The organism is Jannaschia faecimaris (assembly GCF_900107415.1).
GTDB classification, from domain to species: domain Bacteria; phylum Pseudomonadota; class Alphaproteobacteria; order Rhodobacterales; family Rhodobacteraceae; genus Jannaschia; species Jannaschia faecimaris.
This window is the reverse complement of record NZ_FNPX01000012.1, coordinates 72368-89429: the sequence shown is the minus strand read 5'-3', so window position 1 is coordinate 89429 and position 17062 is coordinate 72368. Positions and strand designations below refer to the sequence as shown.

Below are 17062 nucleotides of genomic sequence, written 5' to 3'. Positions count from 1 at the left end.
TTACTGGTCCCCTCGGCGTGTTCCGGTATAGTCGACCATTGCGGCCCCTTCCGTATGGACCGAGGCGCGGGTGATCGCGGCGCTCTTGCCCGACCGAACCGCATCCGGCTTCTCCGTTTCAAAAATATGGCCGCCGGAGGCATCCGATATCTGCAACCCTTGCATCGCTCAGCCCCCCAGGAAACTACGCCGGACTTCGTCGTCCGCCAGCAGCTCCTTGCCCGTACCCGTGTGCGCATTGCGCCCCTGCACCAGAACGTATCCCCGGTCCGCAATCTCTAGTGCCTGACGCGCGTTCTGCTCCACCATCAGGATGGGAATGCCCGTGCGAGATACTTCGATGATGCGATCAAACAGTTCGTCCATTACGATCGGCGAAACCCCGGCGGTCGGCTCGTCCAGCATCAGGACCTTCGGCTTGGTCATCAGCGCGCGGCCCACGGCCACCTGCTGTCGCTGGCCGCCCGAAAGCTCCCCGGCGGCCTGACGGCGCTTGTCTTTCAGAATCGGGAACAACTCATAGATCTGCTCCATCGTCTCGCGGATCTTGTCGTCACGGCGGATGAAGGCCCCCATTTCAAGGTTCTCCTCCACCGTCATCGAGCCGAAGATGTTGGACGTCTGGGGCACGAAACCCATGCCCTTGACCACGCGGTCTTGTGGCGACAGCGCGGTGATATCCTCCCCGTCCAGCCGCACCGCGCCCTTGCGCAGGTTCAGCATGCCGAAGACGGCTTTCATGCCCGTCGATTTACCCGCGCCGTTGGGGCCGACGATCACGGCGATCTCGCCGGGGTTCACCGCGATAGTACAATCGTGCAGAATATCCGGCCCCTGCCCGTACCCGCCGGTCATGCTGTCGCCGATGAGGAAGGCATCCTGCGTGCGCGACCGCTCGCCCGTGGCGGAGCCGGCGGACATCGTACCCCGCCCCTTGGGGTTGGTGATCGACAGGTCCTTGTTGCCGCGGCTGTCTTGATAGGCGTTGCTCATGCCGGAGTTCCTTCCAGCTGATCCTTGTTCTTCAGGCCGGTGCCCAGATAGGCTTCGATCACGTGCTCGTTCGACTTGATCTCGGCCAGGCTGCCCTCTGCCAGAACCTTGCCTTCCGCCATACATATGACGTGATCGCTGATCTTGCCGATGAAATCCATGTCATGTTCGATCACGACGAAGGTGTAATTACGCTCCTTGTTCAGGCGGATGATCGCGTCGCCGATCGTGTTGAGAAGGGTCCGGTTCACACCCGCGCCGACTTCGTCGAGGAAGACGATCTTGGCATCGACCATCATCGTGCGGCCCAGCTCCAAGAGCTTCTTCTGCCCCCCGGATATCTGACCCGCACGCTGATCGGCCAAGTGGGTGACGGTCAGGAAGTCCAGCACCTCGTCGGCCTTGGCGCGCAGGGCGCGCTCTTCGTTGGCGATCCGCTTGCGACCGAACCACGTGTTCCAAAGCGTCTCGCCCGATTGCGCGCCGGGCACCATCATCAGGTTCTCGCGGCAGGTCATCGAGCTGAACTCGTGGGCGATCTGGAACGTCCGCAGCAGCCCCTTATGGAACAGCTCATGCGGCGGAAGACCGGTGATATCCTCACCCGCCATTGTCACCCTGCCGGACGTCGGTGGTAGTACACCTGCGATCACGTTGAACAGCGTGGTTTTTCCCGCGCCGTTCGGACCGATCAGACCGGTGATCGTCTTGGGTTCGATCTGGAGCGAAGCGCCGTCAACGGCGCGAAAGCCGCCGAAATGGCGATGAAGGTCATGGACCTCGATCATGTATTTTCCCCTGTCGTCAGGCCCGGTTTATCCAGTGTCCTGCTTGTACAAACGGCCCCGGCGCAATGCCGGGGCCGTCTGTCTTCGGATCGTGCAGGACTTAGCGGTAGCCTTCAACCACCAGGTCACCATCGGCAAAACCGACTTCACGGTAGTTACCGGCAGATTCACCCGGTCCGATCAGCTCGACCGCCGAGGCACCGACGTAGTCGATGTCGCCGCCGTCAGCCAGGATCTGCAGGCCCTTGGCCAACTCGCCGGGCAGGATCTGCTCGCCGGGGGCGTTGGCGACGTCCATGACGGCGTCCTTATAAACCGACGGATCGGTGGAACCAGAGGCCTGCATGGCCAGCATGATCAGCGCGGCCGCGTCATAGGCTTCGGCCGAGAACGGCGAGGTGCCGTCATAATCGGCGGCGGCAGCCATTTCCTGATACAGTGCGGCACCGGGGCTGTCGGTGCCCGGATTCTGACCGGTCGAACCGTCGATTTCCGACCCGAAGTTGTCAACGAGGGCCTGCGAAATCATGCCGTCAGGGAAGTGGAACGTGTCGAACGCGCCCGAGTCGATCGAGGCGCGCACGACGCCTGATCCGCCTTGGTCGACATAGCCCGCAACAACCAGGCGGTCCCCACCGGCCGCGGCCAGCGCGCCGACTTCGGCCGAATAGTCTGCCTTGCCGTCTTCGTGGGCCGCCGAAATCGTAACGGTGCCGCCGGCTTCCTGGAAGGCCGTCTGGAACGCATCCGCCAGGCCCTTGCCGTAGTCGTTGTTGGTGTAAGTCAGCGCAACCGACTCGATACCCTTGTCCATCAGGATCTCGGTCATGATAACGCCCTGCCGCGCATCCGACGGGGCGGTACGGAAGAACAGGCCATTGTCTTCGGCGATCGAAAGACCCGGCGACGTGGCCGACGGCGAGATCATCACGACGCCGTTCGGCACCGCGACGTTCGACAGCATTGCGCCGGTCACACCCGAGCAGTCGGCCCCAACGATGCCGGCAACGCCGTCACCGGTGATCAGACGTTCGGTCGCGGAGGTGGCGGCGGCGGCGTCGATGCAGGTGGAGTCGGCGCGGACAGGCTCGACCGTGGCACCGTCAAGCAGCAGGCCCGAGTCGGTTACTTCCGCCATGGCCATTTCAGCACCGGCAGCCATCTGCGGGGCGAGGCTTTCCAGCGGGCCGGTAAAGCCCAGAACGACACCCAGCTTTACAGGCGAGTGCGCATCGGCAAAGGCAGCCGAAGCGGCAAGGGTTGCGGCGGATGCCAGCAAAAACTTCTTCATCATAGTCTCCCGGTTGATCGACTCTTTGTGAGCCTTGATACGGGAGATTATTAAACGTGAAGCGGAGATGAAAGCGTCCAAATTCGCGGCAGGGAACTTTTAAACGCGGTTTGAAGGCCGGTTTACAGAGAAATCCCCTGCCGTCCGGCAAGGTCGGTAAAGAACTGCCATGCAACCCGTCCCGACCGCGATCCGCGCGTGGCCTGCCATTCGACGGCCTGCGCCCGCAAGTCATCGTCGGCAATCGCAACGCCGAACGCATCGCAATATCCGCGAATCATCGAAAGATAGGAATCCTGGTCGCAGGGATGAAAACCCAACCAAAGGCCGAAGCGGTCCGATAGGCTGACCTTTTCCTCGACCGCTTCGCTCGGACTGATTGAGGAGGAGCGTTCATTTTCGATCATGTCGCGCGGCATCAGGTGGCGACGGTTCGACGTGGCATAAAAGATGACGTTGTCCGGCCGCCCCTCGATCCCGCCGTCCAGCACGGCCTTGAGCGATTTGTAGGCCGCGTCGTCGTGGCTGAAGCTGAGGTCGTCGCAATACAGAACGAACCGATGCGGCGCGTCGCGCAGCACGGCCAGCAGCGTGCCGACGGTCTGGATATCTTCACGCTGCAACTCGACCAGCTTGAGACCGGCACCTTCAAGTTCGCCGTGTACCGCCTTGACAAGACTGGATTTTCCCATTCCACGCGCGCCCCAAAGCAAGGCGTTGTTGGCGGGCAGCCCGTCGGCGAACCGCCGTGTGTTCGCCAACAGCGTATCACTCGCCCGGTCGATACCCAGCAGCAGGCTCAGCGGGATGCGGTTCGGTTTGGGCACGGGGACCAGCCGGTCGGGCGCAGTATGCCAGACATAGGCACCGGCTTGCCACGCGGGGGGCGCAAAGGGCGGTGGGGCCAGACGGTCGAGTGCGTCTGCAATCCGGGCAAGGCTTTGGGCTTCGGGCGCGTCGGTCAAAGGCTCTCATCCTCGTCGAGAAGGCCCTCGGCCCGCATCTGCTTCTCTCGCTTACGCTCGACCATGCGGACCAGCCAGATCGAGATCTCGTAGAGGCCGTAAACCACGACAAACAGGATCACCTGCGTGATGACATCCGGCGGCGTAACAAGGGCGGCAAGCAGCAAGATACCGACAACCGCATATTTGCGCACGCCGCCCAGCCCCTCGGCCGAAACAAGCCCCGCCTTGCCCATCAGGGTCAGCAGAACCGGAAGTTGAAAGCACAGCCCGAAGGCCACGATCATTTTCAACGTGATATCCAGGGACTCGTTGACCTTGCCCGCGAAGGTTATGCTGATGCCTTCGCGCACGGCGGGTCCGGCCGGGTCGGTGATCACGATACCCTCTGGTACGTCGGTCGGAATGGCCCCCGCGATGACCTGTTTGACGTCGGCAAACCCGAGAAAGAACTGCATCGCCAGCGGCACCACAACGAAATGCGCGAATGCCGCGCCCAAAGCAAAAAGCAGTGGCGACGCGATCAGGAACGGCAGGAACGCGTTCTTCTCGTTCTTATAGAGGCCGGGGGCCACGAAACGCCAAAGCTGGTGCGCGATAACCGGGAAGGAGATCATCAGCCCACCCACAACCGACACACGGATCAAGGTGAAGAAATACTCCTGCGGTGCGGTGTAAATCATCTGCGGATTGGGGTCGCCCAACGCGCGCATCGTCGCCTCGATCGGGCGCAGCAGAAACTCAAGAATCTGCTCACCCACGGTAAAGCAGACGATCATGCCGACCAAAAATGCGGCCACTGCCCGGATCAGCCGCGTCCGCAACTCCGCCAGATGCTCGATCAGCGGGGCAGAACTGTCGTCGATGTCGCTCATGTGGTCTTGTCCGTCTCGGGGGCGGCAGGCGCGGAGACCTCTGGTTCATCGGCCAGTTCGGCCGCCTCGGAGGCACGGCGAGCCTCGGCCTTGGCCTCCGTCGCCGCCTCGATCTTCGCCTTGGCTGCCGCGCGATCTTCGGACAGGCCAGCGTCAGGCTTGGCTGCAGCACCATCTGCCTCATCAGGGCTCCACGCCGACAAATCGCGTGTCGCATCCTTGATGGCGTCCATACCGAGATCCTTGGGGTTTGACATCTTCTTGAGGTCACCCGCGATATCGCCGACGCCGCTTTCCTTTGCGGCATCATTCATCGCATTCTGAAACTCCCGCGCCATCTTCCGTGCCTTGCCGGTAAATTCACCAAGCGTGCGGAACATTCGCGGCAAGTCCTTTGGACCCACCACGATCAACGCGACGACGCCGATCAGCAGAAGTTCGCTCCAACCGATATCGAACATGGGCCGTGCCCTCCGGTCTCAGATCAGACCTTGTCTTTCTCCGCCTCGGGCGTGACGTCGCGTGCGGCGGAGGTATCGGCAAGCGCCGGATCGGCCTCATCATCCTTGGCACCGTCGGCTACGCCCTTCTTGAAGGACGTGATGCCCTTCCCGACCTCGCCCATCAGGCTGGATATCTTTCCTCGACCGAACAGCACCAGAACGACGACGGCGATAAGAAGAAGGCCCGGAAGGCCGATGTTGTTGAGCATGAGTTTTCTCCCTCAGGGGCGCGGTGGCCCAAAATCCTGTCTCGACGTTATGTACGCATTGCGCCGGGCACATGAAAGCGCCCGCACGCAAAATTGCGCATCCTGCACCGATCTGTCGCGTCTCAGCGCAACAACGGAGCCGGATCGATGGCATCGAAGCCGCGCCTGACCTCGAAATGAAGGAACGCGGGGTCGCCGCCACCCACGCTGGCCACACGTTGGCCGGCGGCGATGGAATCACCCTTCGCGACGCGGATATCCTTGATGTTGGCATAAACCGTCAGCAGCCCCCCCTCGTGCCGCAGCACCAGGATGGGCACCTGATCGGTGTCGCGTGTGATTGCGGCGACGGTCCCGGTCGCGGCGGCCTGAACCGCAGTTCCCTCGGAGGCGCGGAAATCAATTCCTTCGTTCCGGCCCGAGAAGGGGCGCAGAACCTCGCCCGCAACGGGGCGGCGCAACCTGGACAGAGTGGCCTCCGGTTCCGGTGCCGAGGTGGACACCGGTTCACGCGCAGGGGCCGGTGCGCTGGCCGCCGTACGGAACTGGTCCAGCTGCGGGCCATCGGGAAGCGGTTCGGCTTCGACAGCTTCGGGCAGCGCGGAACTCGCCGACGGCGGCACCGGCGTGGCGGTGCCCACGCCCGGCGCGGGCGTCGCGATTTCAAGCGCACCATCTTCACTGACCACCAGCGGGATCAGCAGATATTGGCCCTCGCGCACTGCGAGATCGGGGCCAAGCCCGTTCCATTCGGCAAGCGCCGACGGGCTCACACCGTAAAGGCGCGCGATGGAGAAAGCCGTCTCACCACGGGCCACGCGGTGGCGCACGGGCTCCTGCCCGCCTTGCACCGTGACCTGCGGCGAAGTTCCGCCGGATGCGCGATCAATGGCCGCGCCGGCGATGCTGCTGATGTCTGGCCGCGCGCCATTGGTCGCCGCCTCCGGCACGATGCGACCGGGCAACGCCAAAACGGCATCCTTGTTCAACCGGGTGTCTGGCGACACACCGTTGAACCGTGCCAGCTCGATGGAAGAATAGCCGATCCGGTCCGCAACCGTCTGGACCGTATCCCCACGCCGCGCGACGGCGACCTGATAGGTCGAGTAGGTAATCAACCCGTTCGCATCCGGCATCGGACGAGCCGCAGGAGTCAGCCGGACCCCTTCGGTCGTGTCGATGGTTCCAGCGTTGTTACGCAGATCGAAGTCGAGATTGCCCGATTGGAATTCGGAACACCCTGCCAAGATGCCGACGCTTGTCATAAGCCCGATCCAAGCGGTCTTGCCTGTTATGGACATCACTGTCCCCTCTGCTGCCCCAAGTCGGGATGGCACGTCCTTCAGTCGTGTTCCACCCCCTCCACCAATGGCACAAAGCGCACTGGTGAAAGCTCCTCATATTCGTACCCAGTTTCCGTCCGCGTCACCTTTATCAAGGTCTGTACGTGGTCGGACACGCCTACGGGCACAACCATACTACCCCCTATGCGCAACTGTGCCAACAGGGGACCGGGCGGATCTTCGGCGGCGGCAGTCACAAGGATCCGGTCGAAGGGGGCCTGATCGGGCAGGCCATAGCTTCCGTCACCCGTGATCTGAGTGATATTCGACAGGCCCAGCTCCTTGTGATTGGCTTGTGCGATCCGCGTGAGAGCACGTTGCCGTTCCACCGTATAGACCCGCCGGGCCAGGTGCGACAGGATCGCGGCTTGGTATCCGGTGCCCGTTCCCACTTCCAGCACCTTGTCGCGCGGCTGCACACCGAGCGCCTGCGTCATCTGCCCCACGACACTGGGCTGGCTTATGGTCTGCCCGCCCGCAATCGGAAGTGGCACATCGTCGTAGGCCCGCGCGGCAAAGGTCTCGGTCACGAAGATAGCCCGATCCACTCGCTCCATCGCCGTCAGCACGCGCAGGTCCTTGACCCCGCGCGACCGCAGCGTGAGTTGGAGCCGCATCGTATCTTCGGGCGAAGCCATAGTCAGCCGCCGTAATCGTCAAGAACGCCGCGCAAACCGTCCAGCGCGGCCCGGTCCGTCAGGTCGCAACGCATCGGCGTGACCGACACCCAGCCCTCCACATTGGCCTTAACATCCGTGCCCGGCTGCGTCGGCTCGCCCTGAGCAGATCCCTTGATCCACAGGTACTTGCGCCCCGAAGGAGCTGTCTGCGGATGCACACCCATACGACCGTCACCGCGATACCCCTGCGCGACAGCCGCCAGACCCTTTACGCTATTGGCGGGGCAAGGAGGGAAGTTGACGTTATAGAAAAGCTTGTAATCGTCACCGCCCCATTCGGCCCCTTCGATCAGACGGCGAACGCAGTCGACCCCGTGGACGGCGGCGGAATCGAACGGGTTGTCGAGCTTGACGTTGTGCGGGCCGTAGAATTGCGACATCGCGATGCCGCGCACGCCCTGCAAGGCGGCCTCCATCGCGGCCCCGATGGTGCCCGAATACATCGTGTTTTCCCCGGCATTGTTGCCGCGATTCACGCCGGACAGCACTAAGTCGATCTCACCGTCCACCAGTTCTCCCAGACCGGCCAGCACGCAATCCGCGGGCGAGCCTTCGATCGCGAAACGCCGCTCCTCCAACTGCGTGATCATCGAGGGCTTCACGTAATTGATGCAATGCCCGACCCCCGACTGCTCGAACGCAGGGGCCACGATCCAGACTTCGCCGTCCGGACCGGCGACTTCCGTGGCAATGTCTTGCAGGACGGACAGGCCGGGGGCCGATATTCCGTCGTCGTTGGTGATCAGAATGCGCATTCATGGGCTCCTTTGGCCCCGGATACGCGGGCTGGCCTAGGGCGTCCAGCGGGGGGCACGCTTTTCAAGGAACGCCTGTATCCCCTCAGCCGTATCTTCATCACCTAGATTGGCGACCATGGCGTCGCGGGCCAGCGCATAGGCATCGTCGATGGGCATCTCGGCCTGCGCATGGAACAGCCCCTTGCCGATGCGGACCGCCGACGGCAGTTTACCCGCCAGCTTGTCCGCGAAGTCGTCGACACTGGCGTCCAGCGCCTCCATCGGGACGGCCCGGTTGATAAGCCCCGCCGCCTGCGCGTCTTCAGCGCTTAGGAACTGGCCCATCGACAGCATCTCGAACGCGCGCTTACGGCCAATGTTTCGGGTCAAGGCGACCATAGGCGTGGAGCAGAACAGACCGATATTCACGCCGTTCACCCCGAATTGCGCCTCCTCGGCGGCGACGGCCAGATCGCAGGTCGCGACCAACTGGCACCCGGCGGCTGCGGCCAGCCCCTGAACACGGGCGACGACCGGTTGCGGCAGGCTGCGTATCTGGCCCATCACGGCGGCACAGCGGTCGAACAGATCGGCAAAGGCTGCCTGCCCCCCGTCCTCCGCCTGGCGCATGGCCTGCATCTGGCGCAGGTGATGACCCGCGCAAAAGGCCCGCCCCGCAGCACGCAGGATGACGACACGTAAATCGGACGCCGCGATATCAGACAGTTGACCTGCCAGCGCCGCCAGCATTTCATCGGACAACGCGTTGAGCGTCCCCGGATCGTTCAAGGTCAGCGTGGCAATACCGCCCCGATCCTCGCGCAACAGAATATCGGTCATGGGTTCCTCCCGCGGCCCAGACTGCGAAGACGAAGGAGCGATTGCAATGCTGAAGATGGATGCGGCGGCGCTGCAACGGTTCTTGTCGGCGGAATTTCTTCAGGTGGCCGAGGATTTCATACTCGAACACGTCGACATGAACGGCCTGACCGTGCGTTTGAACGTGGATCACCGGCACCTGCGGCCCGGCGGCACGGTGTCGGGCCCTTCAATGTTCGCCTTGGCGGATGTTGCGGTCTACCTCGCGATTCTTTCGCGAATCGGGCCTGTCGCGCTGGCCGTGACGACGAATTGCTCCATCGACTTCATGCGCAAGCCGGCGGCGGATACCGATCTGATCTGCGATGTGCGCCTGCTGAAACTGGGCCGGGCGTTGGCGGTGGGCGATTGCCTGCTGTTCTCGGAGGGGGATGACCGGCCCGTGGCGCGCGCCTCCCTGACCTATTCGATCCCGCCCGCATAAAAAAACGGCCGGGCGTGCGATGCACGACCCGGCCAGTGGGGAAGGGTTTGTGAACGGCGCGTCAGGCGCGCCAGAATGGCTTGGCTGTCTCGATCAGGACTTCGGCAGTGGTCAGACCGATATCTTGGTACAATTCCGGATCGACACGCCGAAGATCCGCACGGGTCCGGGCCCGTGTCTCCCATTTCGCCAGTATCGATCCCGCCGCAATCAGCGCGACAGCCACCGGCGAAGCGGAGGGAACAGCGTGTGCGTTCAGGGCGGGATGGTCGAATGCGAGGGCAGTCATGGAGTTATCCTTTCAAGATACAGCCTTTGTATGTTTACTTGTGTTGGTACAATCTTACCGCTAGGGTGCAATTAGTAGATACAATCACCAATCCACAGAATCCAGCGATACATTGTTATGAGTACAATCACGGATCAGAATGTCATTCACGTCGACTTTGGCGCGGACGAGCGGCCGAAGTATGTTGTTCTGGAGGGGGCGATCCGCGCGGCCATAACCCGCGGTGACCTAACGCCGGGCACCCGCCTGCCCGCCGTGCGCGACCTGGCGTGGCGCGTGGGCGTCACCCCCGGAACCGTGGCGCGCGCCTATTCGCGCCTGACGGACGATGGCACGCTGGATGCCGCCGTGGGGCGTGGAACCTTTGTGGCCGAGGCCGGTGTCCGTTCGCCGATCTACCGTGAGCTTGAGGCGCTAGAAGTCGATTCCACCCCGCACCTGACCGGCGGTGACAGCTATATGGTGAACCTGCTGTCGCCGCACCTGCCCTCGGTTGGGCAAGTGGATCTGATCCGCAGGCTACTGGGCGAGATTGCGGCGAATCCGCCTTCGGGCCTGATGCACTACCCCGCCCACGCGAACGAGCGCCTCGCCCGAGAAGCGGCGCAGCACTTCCTCGACCATCCGGCGCTTGGGCCGCTGGAGGTCGATGACATCACCCTGACCAACGGCGGGCAGCACGCGATAAGCCTGGTGATGCAGGCGGTGCTGACGGGCCGGCGCCCGGCGGTCCTGGTGGAAGACTTGACCTACCCCGGCTTTCGCCGCGTGGCGGAGATGTTGCGCGCCGATGTCATACCGGTCGCCACCGACGCCGAAGGTATCATCCCCGAGGCATTGGAGGCTGCGACCCGCAATGCCGATGCGCAGCTGTTGTGCACCTCGCCCGACGTGCACAACCCGACCTGCACCATGACGCCTGAATCGCGGCGGCGGCAAATCGTTGAAGTAGCCCGGGCGTCCAACATCCAGATCCTTGAGGACGACTGCTACCAGATGGAGCGCAGCGAGCTGCCGACCTATCGCCTAATGGCCCCGGAACGCACCTGGCATATCTCCTCCATCGCCAAGACGATATCGCCCGCCCTGCGCCTTGGGTTTGCCATGGCCCCGCGCACGCACCGCATCTCCCTGCGCCGGGCGGCAGAGTACAGCTCCTTCGGGATGGCCACACCGATGAGCGATCTGGCCGCGCGGCTGCTGGTGGACCCTGCCCTGCCCGGTCTGATGGCGGACACGCGGAAAGTGGTTGGCACCTATGTGCGCACTGCGGCGCAAGTGCTGGACGGCTTTGAGCTGCACTGCCGACCCGACGTCTCGTTCATGTGGCTGGTGTTGCCCCGCGGCTGGCGCGCCTCATCGTTCTGCCGCGCGGCAGAAGGAGTGGGTGTCAAGCTGCGCGCCGCCGAGGAATACGCCGGGCGCGATGCGAATGCCCCCCATGCGGTACGTATGTCGGTCAATGCCGGCGTGTCGCTTGCCAGCTTTGAGGATGCCATTCGCCGCCTGCGCGACCTGCTGGATCAGCCTCCCGAGGGACTGGGCGTATAGAATGCGTGGGGTAAAATAAAACCCCATATTTAAAATACTGTTTTTTCTATATATTCTGGTTTCGCCGTCCATTGACGCGGCGCAACCCGTGTATATAAGCCCGTCATCCGGGGCACGCGCCCCACCGTCTTTCAACCGATCAGATAGGAGTGGGCCGTGAAGACTTTCACCATGACCCCCGACCAGATCGAGAAAAAGTGGATCCTGATCGACGCCGAAGGTGTGGTTCTAGGTCGTCTTGCCTCGATCATCGCGATGCGCCTGCGCGGCAAGCACAAGGCCACGTTCACGCCGTCCATGGACATGGGCGACAACGTCATCGTGATCAATGCCGACAAAGTGCAGATCACGGGCAACAAGCGTGAGAAGCCGAACTACTGGCACACCGGTCATCCGGGCGGCATCAAGTCGCGCACGACCCAGGAAATCCTGGATGGCAAGTTTCCCGAGCGCGTTCTGACCCAGGCGGTCAAGCGCATGTTGCCGGGCAACAAGCTGTCGCGTCAGCTGATGACCAACCTGCGCGTCTACGCGTCGGCCGAGCATCCGCACGAAGCGCAGTCGCCCGAAGTCCTCGACGTCAAGTCGATGAACCCCAAGAATACGCGGAGTGCTTCCTAATGGCCGAGCAACTGAACTCCCTCGAAGATCTCAAGGGTGCCGTCGAAGGCACCCCCGCCGCCACCGATGGTGACAGCGGTGAGCAGATCCTGTTGGACACCTCCACCCCGCGCGAACCTGTTCGCGACGAGCTTGGCCGCTCCTACGCGACCGGCAAGCGCAAGGACGCGGTCGCCCGCGTCTGGATCAAGCCGGGCTCCGGCAAGGTCATCGTCAATGGCAAGGACATCAACACGTACTTCGCCCGCCCGGTTCTGCAAATGATCCTGAAGCAACCCTTCGAGATCACTGACCGCGAAGGTCAGTTCGACGTGATGGCCACCGTCAAGGGCGGCGGGCTGTCAGGTCAGGCCGGTGCCGTGAAGCACGGTGTCTCCAAGGCACTGCAACTCTACGAACCCGGTCTGCGCGGCGCACTGAAGGCCGCCGGCTTCCTGACCCGCGATAGCCGCGTCGTGGAACGCAAGAAGTACGGCAAGGCCAAGGCCCGCAAGAGCTTCCAGTTCTCCAAGCGTTAAGATTTTCGCTTACACTGAAAATGCTAAACTATTGGAAAAGCGCAGTTTTTACTGCGCTTTTTCTTTGTTTGTAGGTTTGACAGATTATTTACATGTAGCATTTGATAGACAGATAGTGCTGCTGCTTTTACAGTAGTTTTACAAGGAAATGATACTGGCGGCACTGTTATGAGCAAAAGTTACTTGAACAAAGTCGAGCTTAAAGACGGCCAAGTAATTCTTTTTCATCGTCAGCATGCAAAACGGCCCATTTATCACATGCGCATACACGTACGGGGCATGCAGGATGTTTATGGAAACAAGGTCACATACGTACAGGAAAGTACGGGCGAAACGGATTTAGAAGAAGCAAAACGGTACGCTTTGGACAAATACGATGACTTGCGTTTGCGTGCTAAGAAGAAGGAGCCTGTCAAACAGCTTACGTTTGAAGATTTATACGTGATTTGGTGGGCTGATAAGCGGCAGCGGCTTGAAGCATTGCAGCATGCAAAAGGCAGAAATGGAATTTCGCAACGCGTCACTTGGTACGAAAAACACGCACAGCGTTACTGGCTACCGTATTTTGGCAGTATGAAGCTGGACGAGATGACACATGCATTTGTGCAGGGTTATTGGAACTGGCGGATGACATACTGGGCGAGGGCGGACGAAACGGAGCGCAAACGTCACGCCAATCATGCGCTGCAACCGGCAAAAAAAGCATGGACATGGAGCAGAGCGCTTTGCGTGAGATATTTGGCTGGGCGAACAGCATGAAGCTGATCGCGCACATGCCGATTATCGAAAACACGTTTGCACGGCAGGGCATTGCAGCAAAAAGGCGGCCTTCGTTTTCACATGCTGAATACATGCGGTTGCAGGACTACATGCAACGATGGGTTGATGGCTGGGGCGTAAACGACGAGCGGGTTAACTCGGCGCACAAGTATAACCGTCAACTGCTCAAATTTTATCTTACCTGGCTTGCTGAAACAGGCATGCGCACAGGCGAAGTTTTGCAGCTCAAGCACAGAGATATTGCAGTCAAAACAAGTGATAAAGGCCAGCAGTACTTGGAAATAATTGTGCCCAAAAACACGAAAACTGGCACGCGGATTGTGCGGTCGCATTACTTTTTAAACGTTCATTATCAACAGCTTTGCAAGCTTACGGGGCATACTGAAGCTGGCGATTGGGTGTTTTGCGATAGAAACGGCAAGCGGAACAACGGGTTTTATAAAACTTTGCCGAAAATGCTTGAAGAAGCTGGTTTGCTGTATGACGAAAACGGTGATCGACGCACGGCTTACAGCTTGCGGCATTACTATGCGGAAGAACGCTTTAGGGACATGGGCTACAATTTAGCAACGTATGACATGCTGGCCGAAAATATGGGCACGAGCCGAAAGCAAATTGACGATCATTACGTGCGCAAGGGCATGTTGATGGACGTAGACGTTTTGCTGAGTACGGAGGGCAGGGCTGTGCAGCGCGGCGCGGCGGCTACAGGTGCAACTGAAGCGGACAGGGCGCGTAGGAAGCTTGATGCGATGCAGGCGGCTGCAAAACGCAGGCGCTAACTTCAAACTTTGATGTAACGCACAGCGGTCAAAGCGCTGCATACAGCGCGTGTTGGGAACGGTCAGCAGTAATGTGTGTGCAAAGGCGTTGGTTGGGTGCTTAGCGGCGCTTGTGCGGGCGGCTTACATAAAACTCTGATGTAGTGGGCATCGCGTAGCAGCGGTCCTACAGCTTGGACAGGGTGCATTAGGTGGCATGAGTGGCGGAGAGTCTCCCAACAAAAGCGCTCCATCGCTTTGAGGACAAGGCGTAGAGGTTCATAGCCCTGTATAGTGGAACTCAATTCACTAGGTTGCTAATTCTGTCACTCTGGTATGTATCGGCAATCCATGAGGCGTAATGGCGCCCATTCTCCGAAAGGTGCAGTTTTCGGCCTTTTTCATTGATTAAGTTTCTCGACTTTAGATTTGCAACTCGTAGCGACAAGGCCGAACCGATCGATCGTCTCGAGCGCATCTGACTCCTAGTCTCGCAAAGTTCAATCCATTTATGAATGAGCTCCTCACGCGCCAGGACATGATTTTCCGCAAGCCATTGTATTATAGCAATAATACCTTCAAAGTAGTCAACTTGAAAAACAATTGGACTTGGTTCAACGTTAAACTCGGACGTATTGTTATTCTCACAATATACCCCATCAACTATGTCCAGCAATCCATATCTGCTTATCAACAGGTATGCGCCATAAATTCTGGCCGGATTGACTGATCTGTTGGTTCCTTCGAAGATTCTTTCAGCTACTTCCTTCTCACGCTGGCATAGACGCTCGTTGATCCAGAATGCGGGATTGGTCCAACTCACAGGAGCGTCTTTCGAACCAGATTCAAGGTACACAGCGTTTATTAAGCCGCGAAGGTCACGCTTGGTAAGACCCGATAAAACTGCAAGAAGCTCGCGAACAACAGAATATTTGGGGAACTTTGGATTGCGCGCGATTGGTTCGCCAGCGATTTTGGGCCCAAAGAGCTCTACTTCCATTGCCAGTCTTGGCCTAACATCCGTCAAAACTTCAAGTCTCACTCGTTCTAGTGTCCCGCAGTCGTCGTTGTTCGGCTAGCAGGTTCCCCTTTCAAGCACAACGCAACAGGTCAATTCTGATCCATGGCCCAATGCGTCCTACAAACTGCCGCTCGATGTACGCAAAAGCATTGACATTCTTCCTTCCCGACGAGAGTCAAAAGACTAGCATGAGGTAGTAGTAGCAATGAACGAGCAAATAAAATCGGGATTCAAGGGCCAAGACCCTCATTCAACATTTCAAAAGTATATGACCGAGATTGCCGAGAGCCGCGAGTTCCACGGAATGCCCGACGTATATTATGATGACGGCCGCATTCAGTGGGAAGCACCTTCGAATCGAACAGGCGGGAAGTTTAAAGACTCTCATCATCGCCGTCGTGATTGGTGGGCTAGAAAGGCTGCTGAGATTGGCATCCCCACCACAGAGGATCGTTGGATCTCCAAGACCGCTAAGCGGATCCATCCAACTAAAGAAAAACCGTGCAAAAAGTGCGGTCGATTGATGGATATAAGATATGTCTATCCGAGCAACATGTTTGAGAAGCGCTTTCGTAAGTGCGAACTCGTGGATAGCGACTTCGACATAGATCAGTTAGAAGACATTTACGCCCTAATTGATCGCCTGCATGAAGAACCCGGCGTAGACGCGACAAAAGTACTGGCTTGTGTCATCGGTGAACATCCGAGCTTACCCAGTCTAACCGCAGATGTGGAAGCATGGAAATCTTGGATTACCGAGGTCTATGCACCCTCGGAACCAAAAACTCTTAGTCCCGGTGTGATGTCAAATGCGCCAGACCGCTTTGATGGCTTCCACAGCTTCAACCGGTGTTGTCGAGGAACCGCAGATAAAGGCAGGGGCAAGAAAAACCTTCGATCTTATTCGACTGACCGACGGGTATTTGAGTACTGGGCTTCGGGCGATTGGATTGCTGCCGATCGATTGATGGGGATTGTAAGAAGTGAATTCCGGGGCGAGCCATGCAAAAATGGACATGACGGTCCATGTCAAGCAGACCATATTGGACCGATTTCACTAGGATTTTGCCATTTTCCGTGCTTTCAGCTCCTTTGTTCCGCCTGCAATAGTGCCAAGAACAATAGGATGTACCCGTCGGACGTAGCGTGGCTGATAGAACGTGAGAGCAAAGGCGAGCAAATAGTGTCTTGGCATAGCCAAGCACTGTGGGACAAGCTCAAGCATAGGGTAGAGACTCACGAGCACGCCTTACGGATCAGCAAGGTTTTGCGCGACAATCGTCATTCGTACATGGCAGCTCTATTTTTTATAGCCCAAAGTGAGCAGTTTGGGTTTCTGGCTAGCCTATTGGAAATGGAATATGCTGAAAGAGATGTCTCGTTTTTAGGCTTACGCATTGTGGATGCCGTGACTAAATATGATAGTATTCAATATTCGGCACGTACAACAAAATATGTGCTTGAACAAAAGGCGCGCAGAGCTCGTATAGCCTTTGGTGAGCTTGATAACTACTTCACTAAAGAGAATCGCAATGTTTTCCTGGCTGAAAATCCCTTTAGCCGAACGATGCTGGAGGCTACCATTCGGTCACTACGTACAATTGAAAATGAAACTGCTGATTACAATCGATCAATTTCTGAAGCTTTAAAAACATCAGCAGACGAAAAAATCCCAGCGTTCAAACGAGTATTTTCTGAGTATGATAGGTTTGACAATCGAGTATATGAAAAGTCGAAAACTCTTTTCAAAGCCCACATGAACGCCGTTGCAGATGTTCTTTCAGAGATGTGGGAAGATGACAGATATGTGCGCGAAATTGACGATTTATAGCTG

Annotated in this window: 21 protein-coding genes; 7 read left to right on the top strand and 14 right to left on the bottom strand. The window is 59.0% G+C overall.

Going from position 1 to position 17062, the window contains the following annotated elements:
• The 12 genes from BLV27_RS19390 to BLV27_RS13060 form a co-directional block, all read right to left on the bottom strand.
• Positions 1 to 165 (bottom strand): hypothetical protein, encoded by a 165-nt coding sequence (locus tag BLV27_RS19390; RefSeq protein ID WP_170831454.1) that lies wholly within the window; start codon positions 163 to 165, stop codon positions 1 to 3.
• A gap of 3 nt (positions 166 to 168) precedes the next feature.
• Positions 169 to 993, bottom strand: a complete 825-nt coding sequence (locus BLV27_RS13110; protein WP_092646704.1) for an ABC transporter ATP-binding protein — start codon at positions 991 to 993, stop codon at positions 169 to 171.
• Complete coding sequence (locus BLV27_RS13105) at positions 990 to 1781, bottom strand: ABC transporter ATP-binding protein (RefSeq protein ID WP_092646703.1); 792 nt, start codon at positions 1779 to 1781, stop codon at positions 990 to 992. The genes BLV27_RS13110 and BLV27_RS13105 overlap by 4 nt, the downstream gene beginning before the upstream one ends.
• A gap of 100 nt (positions 1782 to 1881) precedes the next feature.
• Positions 1882 to 3072, bottom strand: a complete 1191-nt coding sequence (locus BLV27_RS13100; protein WP_092646745.1) for an ABC transporter substrate-binding protein — start codon at positions 3070 to 3072, stop codon at positions 1882 to 1884.
• Between the two features lie 122 nt (positions 3073 to 3194).
• The gene (locus BLV27_RS13095; protein ID WP_092646701.1) at positions 3195 to 4037 is read right to left on the bottom strand and encodes an ATP-binding protein; all 843 of its coding nucleotides are present in this window, start codon (positions 4035 to 4037) and stop codon (positions 3195 to 3197) included.
• Positions 4034 to 4912: a twin-arginine translocase subunit TatC gene (gene tatC / locus BLV27_RS13090; protein ID WP_092646699.1), complete on the bottom strand. Its 879-nt coding sequence runs from the start codon at positions 4910 to 4912 to the stop codon at positions 4034 to 4036. Before tatC ends, BLV27_RS13095 begins: the two co-directional genes overlap by 4 nt.
• Complete coding sequence (gene tatB, locus BLV27_RS13085) at positions 4909 to 5373, bottom strand: Sec-independent protein translocase protein TatB (protein ID WP_092646697.1); 465 nt, start codon at positions 5371 to 5373, stop codon at positions 4909 to 4911. The genes tatC and tatB overlap by 4 nt, the downstream gene beginning before the upstream one ends.
• 23 nt (positions 5374 to 5396) lie before the next feature.
• Entirely contained in the window at positions 5397 to 5624 is a 228-nt protein-coding gene (locus BLV27_RS13080; RefSeq protein ID WP_092646695.1) for a twin-arginine translocase TatA/TatE family subunit, read from the bottom strand.
• A 122-nt stretch (positions 5625 to 5746) separates the two neighbouring features.
• Entirely contained in the window at positions 5747 to 6925 is a 1179-nt protein-coding gene (locus BLV27_RS13075; RefSeq protein WP_092646693.1) for a peptidoglycan DD-metalloendopeptidase family protein, read from the bottom strand.
• 41 nt (positions 6926 to 6966) lie between these two features.
• Positions 6967 to 7605, bottom strand: coding sequence for a protein-L-isoaspartate(D-aspartate) O-methyltransferase (locus tag BLV27_RS13070; protein WP_092646691.1), 639 nt, complete (start codon positions 7603 to 7605; stop codon positions 6967 to 6969).
• A 2-nt stretch (positions 7606 to 7607) separates the two neighbouring features.
• The gene (gene surE, locus BLV27_RS13065) at positions 7608 to 8402 is read right to left on the bottom strand and encodes a 5'/3'-nucleotidase SurE (RefSeq protein WP_092646689.1); all 795 of its coding nucleotides are present in this window, start codon (positions 8400 to 8402) and stop codon (positions 7608 to 7610) included.
• 36 nt (positions 8403 to 8438) lie between these two features.
• On the bottom strand, positions 8439 to 9224 hold the full coding sequence (locus BLV27_RS13060) for an enoyl-CoA hydratase (protein WP_092646687.1): 786 nt from the start codon (positions 9222 to 9224) through the stop codon (positions 8439 to 8441).
• A 46-nt stretch (positions 9225 to 9270) separates the two neighbouring features.
• On the opposite strand from BLV27_RS13060, the gene BLV27_RS13055 reads away from it, so the two are divergent.
• Positions 9271 to 9687: a PaaI family thioesterase gene (locus BLV27_RS13055; protein ID WP_092646685.1), complete on the top strand. Its 417-nt coding sequence runs from the start codon at positions 9271 to 9273 to the stop codon at positions 9685 to 9687.
• Between the two features lie 61 nt (positions 9688 to 9748).
• Here the strand turns inward: BLV27_RS13055 and BLV27_RS13050 are convergent, their stop codons facing one another.
• A complete protein-coding gene (locus tag BLV27_RS13050; RefSeq protein ID WP_092646683.1) occupies positions 9749 to 9976 on the bottom strand; it encodes a DUF1127 domain-containing protein in 228 nt (75 codons plus the stop codon).
• Between the two features lie 117 nt (positions 9977 to 10093).
• Here BLV27_RS13050 and BLV27_RS13045 point away from each other — a divergent pair, with 117 nt between their 5' ends.
• The 5 genes from BLV27_RS13045 to BLV27_RS13030 all read left to right on the top strand — a co-directional run bounded on the left by BLV27_RS13045 (position 10094) and on the right by BLV27_RS13030 (position 14228).
• The gene (locus tag BLV27_RS13045) at positions 10094 to 11527 is read left to right on the top strand and encodes an aminotransferase-like domain-containing protein (RefSeq protein WP_092646681.1); all 1434 of its coding nucleotides are present in this window, start codon (positions 10094 to 10096) and stop codon (positions 11525 to 11527) included.
• Positions 11528 to 11683: 156 nt separating this feature from the next.
• A complete protein-coding gene (rplM, locus tag BLV27_RS13040; RefSeq protein ID WP_092646679.1) occupies positions 11684 to 12148 on the top strand; it encodes a 50S ribosomal protein L13 in 465 nt (154 codons plus the stop codon).
• On the top strand, positions 12148 to 12666 hold the full coding sequence (gene rpsI / locus BLV27_RS13035; RefSeq protein WP_092646677.1) for a 30S ribosomal protein S9: 519 nt from the start codon (positions 12148 to 12150) through the stop codon (positions 12664 to 12666). The genes rplM and rpsI overlap by 1 nt, the downstream gene beginning before the upstream one ends.
• Before the next feature lie 183 nt (positions 12667 to 12849).
• The gene (locus BLV27_RS19140; protein ID WP_170831453.1) at positions 12850 to 13425 is read left to right on the top strand and encodes a hypothetical protein; all 576 of its coding nucleotides are present in this window, start codon (positions 12850 to 12852) and stop codon (positions 13423 to 13425) included.
• The gene (locus BLV27_RS13030) at positions 13422 to 14228 is read left to right on the top strand and encodes a tyrosine-type recombinase/integrase (protein ID WP_170831452.1); all 807 of its coding nucleotides are present in this window, start codon (positions 13422 to 13424) and stop codon (positions 14226 to 14228) included. Before BLV27_RS19140 ends, BLV27_RS13030 begins: the two co-directional genes overlap by 4 nt.
• A 280-nt stretch (positions 14229 to 14508) precedes the next feature.
• On the opposite strand, the gene BLV27_RS19135 is transcribed toward BLV27_RS13030, so the two are convergent.
• On the bottom strand, positions 14509 to 15207 hold the full coding sequence (locus BLV27_RS19135; protein ID WP_139176646.1) for a hypothetical protein: 699 nt from the start codon (positions 15205 to 15207) through the stop codon (positions 14509 to 14511).
• Between the two features lie 226 nt (positions 15208 to 15433).
• Here BLV27_RS19135 and BLV27_RS13025 point away from each other — a divergent pair, with 226 nt between their 5' ends.
• Entirely contained in the window at positions 15434 to 17059 is a 1626-nt protein-coding gene (locus tag BLV27_RS13025) for an Alw26I/Eco31I/Esp3I family type II restriction endonuclease (RefSeq protein ID WP_092646673.1), read from the top strand.
• Positions 17060 to 17062: the final 3 nt, after the last annotated feature.

Bases quoted from the DNA above. Each gene is read 5' to 3' on its own strand.
- BLV27_RS19390 (WP_170831454.1), bottom strand. From the start codon at position 165: ATGCAAGGGTTGCAGATATCGGATGCCTCCGGCGGCCATATTTTTGAA.
- BLV27_RS13110 (WP_092646704.1), bottom strand. From the start codon at position 993: ATGAGCAACGCCTATCAAGACAGCCGCGGCAACAAGGACCTGTCGATC.
- BLV27_RS13105 (WP_092646703.1), bottom strand. From the start codon at position 1,781: ATGATCGAGGTCCATGACCTTCATCGCCATTTCGGCGGCTTTCGCGCC.
- BLV27_RS13100 (WP_092646745.1), bottom strand. From the start codon at position 3,072: ATGAAGAAGTTTTTGCTGGCATCCGCCGCAACCCTTGCCGCTTCGGCT.
- tatC (WP_092646699.1), bottom strand. From the start codon at position 4,912: ATGAGCGACATCGACGACAGTTCTGCCCCGCTGATCGAGCATCTGGCG.
- tatB (WP_092646697.1), bottom strand. From the start codon at position 5,373: ATGTTCGATATCGGTTGGAGCGAACTTCTGCTGATCGGCGTCGTCGCG.
- BLV27_RS13080 (WP_092646695.1), bottom strand. From the start codon at position 5,624: ATGCTCAACAACATCGGCCTTCCGGGCCTTCTTCTTATCGCCGTCGTC.
- BLV27_RS13075 (WP_092646693.1), bottom strand. From the start codon at position 6,925: ATGTCCATAACAGGCAAGACCGCTTGGATCGGGCTTATGACAAGCGTC.
- BLV27_RS13070 (WP_092646691.1), bottom strand. From the start codon at position 7,605: ATGGCTTCGCCCGAAGATACGATGCGGCTCCAACTCACGCTGCGGTCG.
- surE (WP_092646689.1), bottom strand. From the start codon at position 8,402: ATGCGCATTCTGATCACCAACGACGACGGAATATCGGCCCCCGGCCTG.
- BLV27_RS13060 (WP_092646687.1), bottom strand. From the start codon at position 9,224: ATGACCGATATTCTGTTGCGCGAGGATCGGGGCGGTATTGCCACGCTG.
- BLV27_RS13055 (WP_092646685.1), top strand. From the start codon at position 9,271: ATGCTGAAGATGGATGCGGCGGCGCTGCAACGGTTCTTGTCGGCGGAA.
- BLV27_RS13050 (WP_092646683.1), bottom strand. From the start codon at position 9,976: ATGACTGCCCTCGCATTCGACCATCCCGCCCTGAACGCACACGCTGTT.
- BLV27_RS13045 (WP_092646681.1), top strand. From the start codon at position 10,094: ATGAGTACAATCACGGATCAGAATGTCATTCACGTCGACTTTGGCGCG.
- rpsI (WP_092646677.1), top strand. From the start codon at position 12,148: ATGGCCGAGCAACTGAACTCCCTCGAAGATCTCAAGGGTGCCGTCGAA.
- BLV27_RS13030 (WP_170831452.1), top strand. From the start codon at position 13,422: ATGAAGCTGATCGCGCACATGCCGATTATCGAAAACACGTTTGCACGG.
- BLV27_RS19135 (WP_139176646.1), bottom strand. From the start codon at position 15,207: ATGGAAGTAGAGCTCTTTGGGCCCAAAATCGCTGGCGAACCAATCGCG.
- BLV27_RS13025 (WP_092646673.1), top strand. From the start codon at position 15,434: ATGAACGAGCAAATAAAATCGGGATTCAAGGGCCAAGACCCTCATTCA.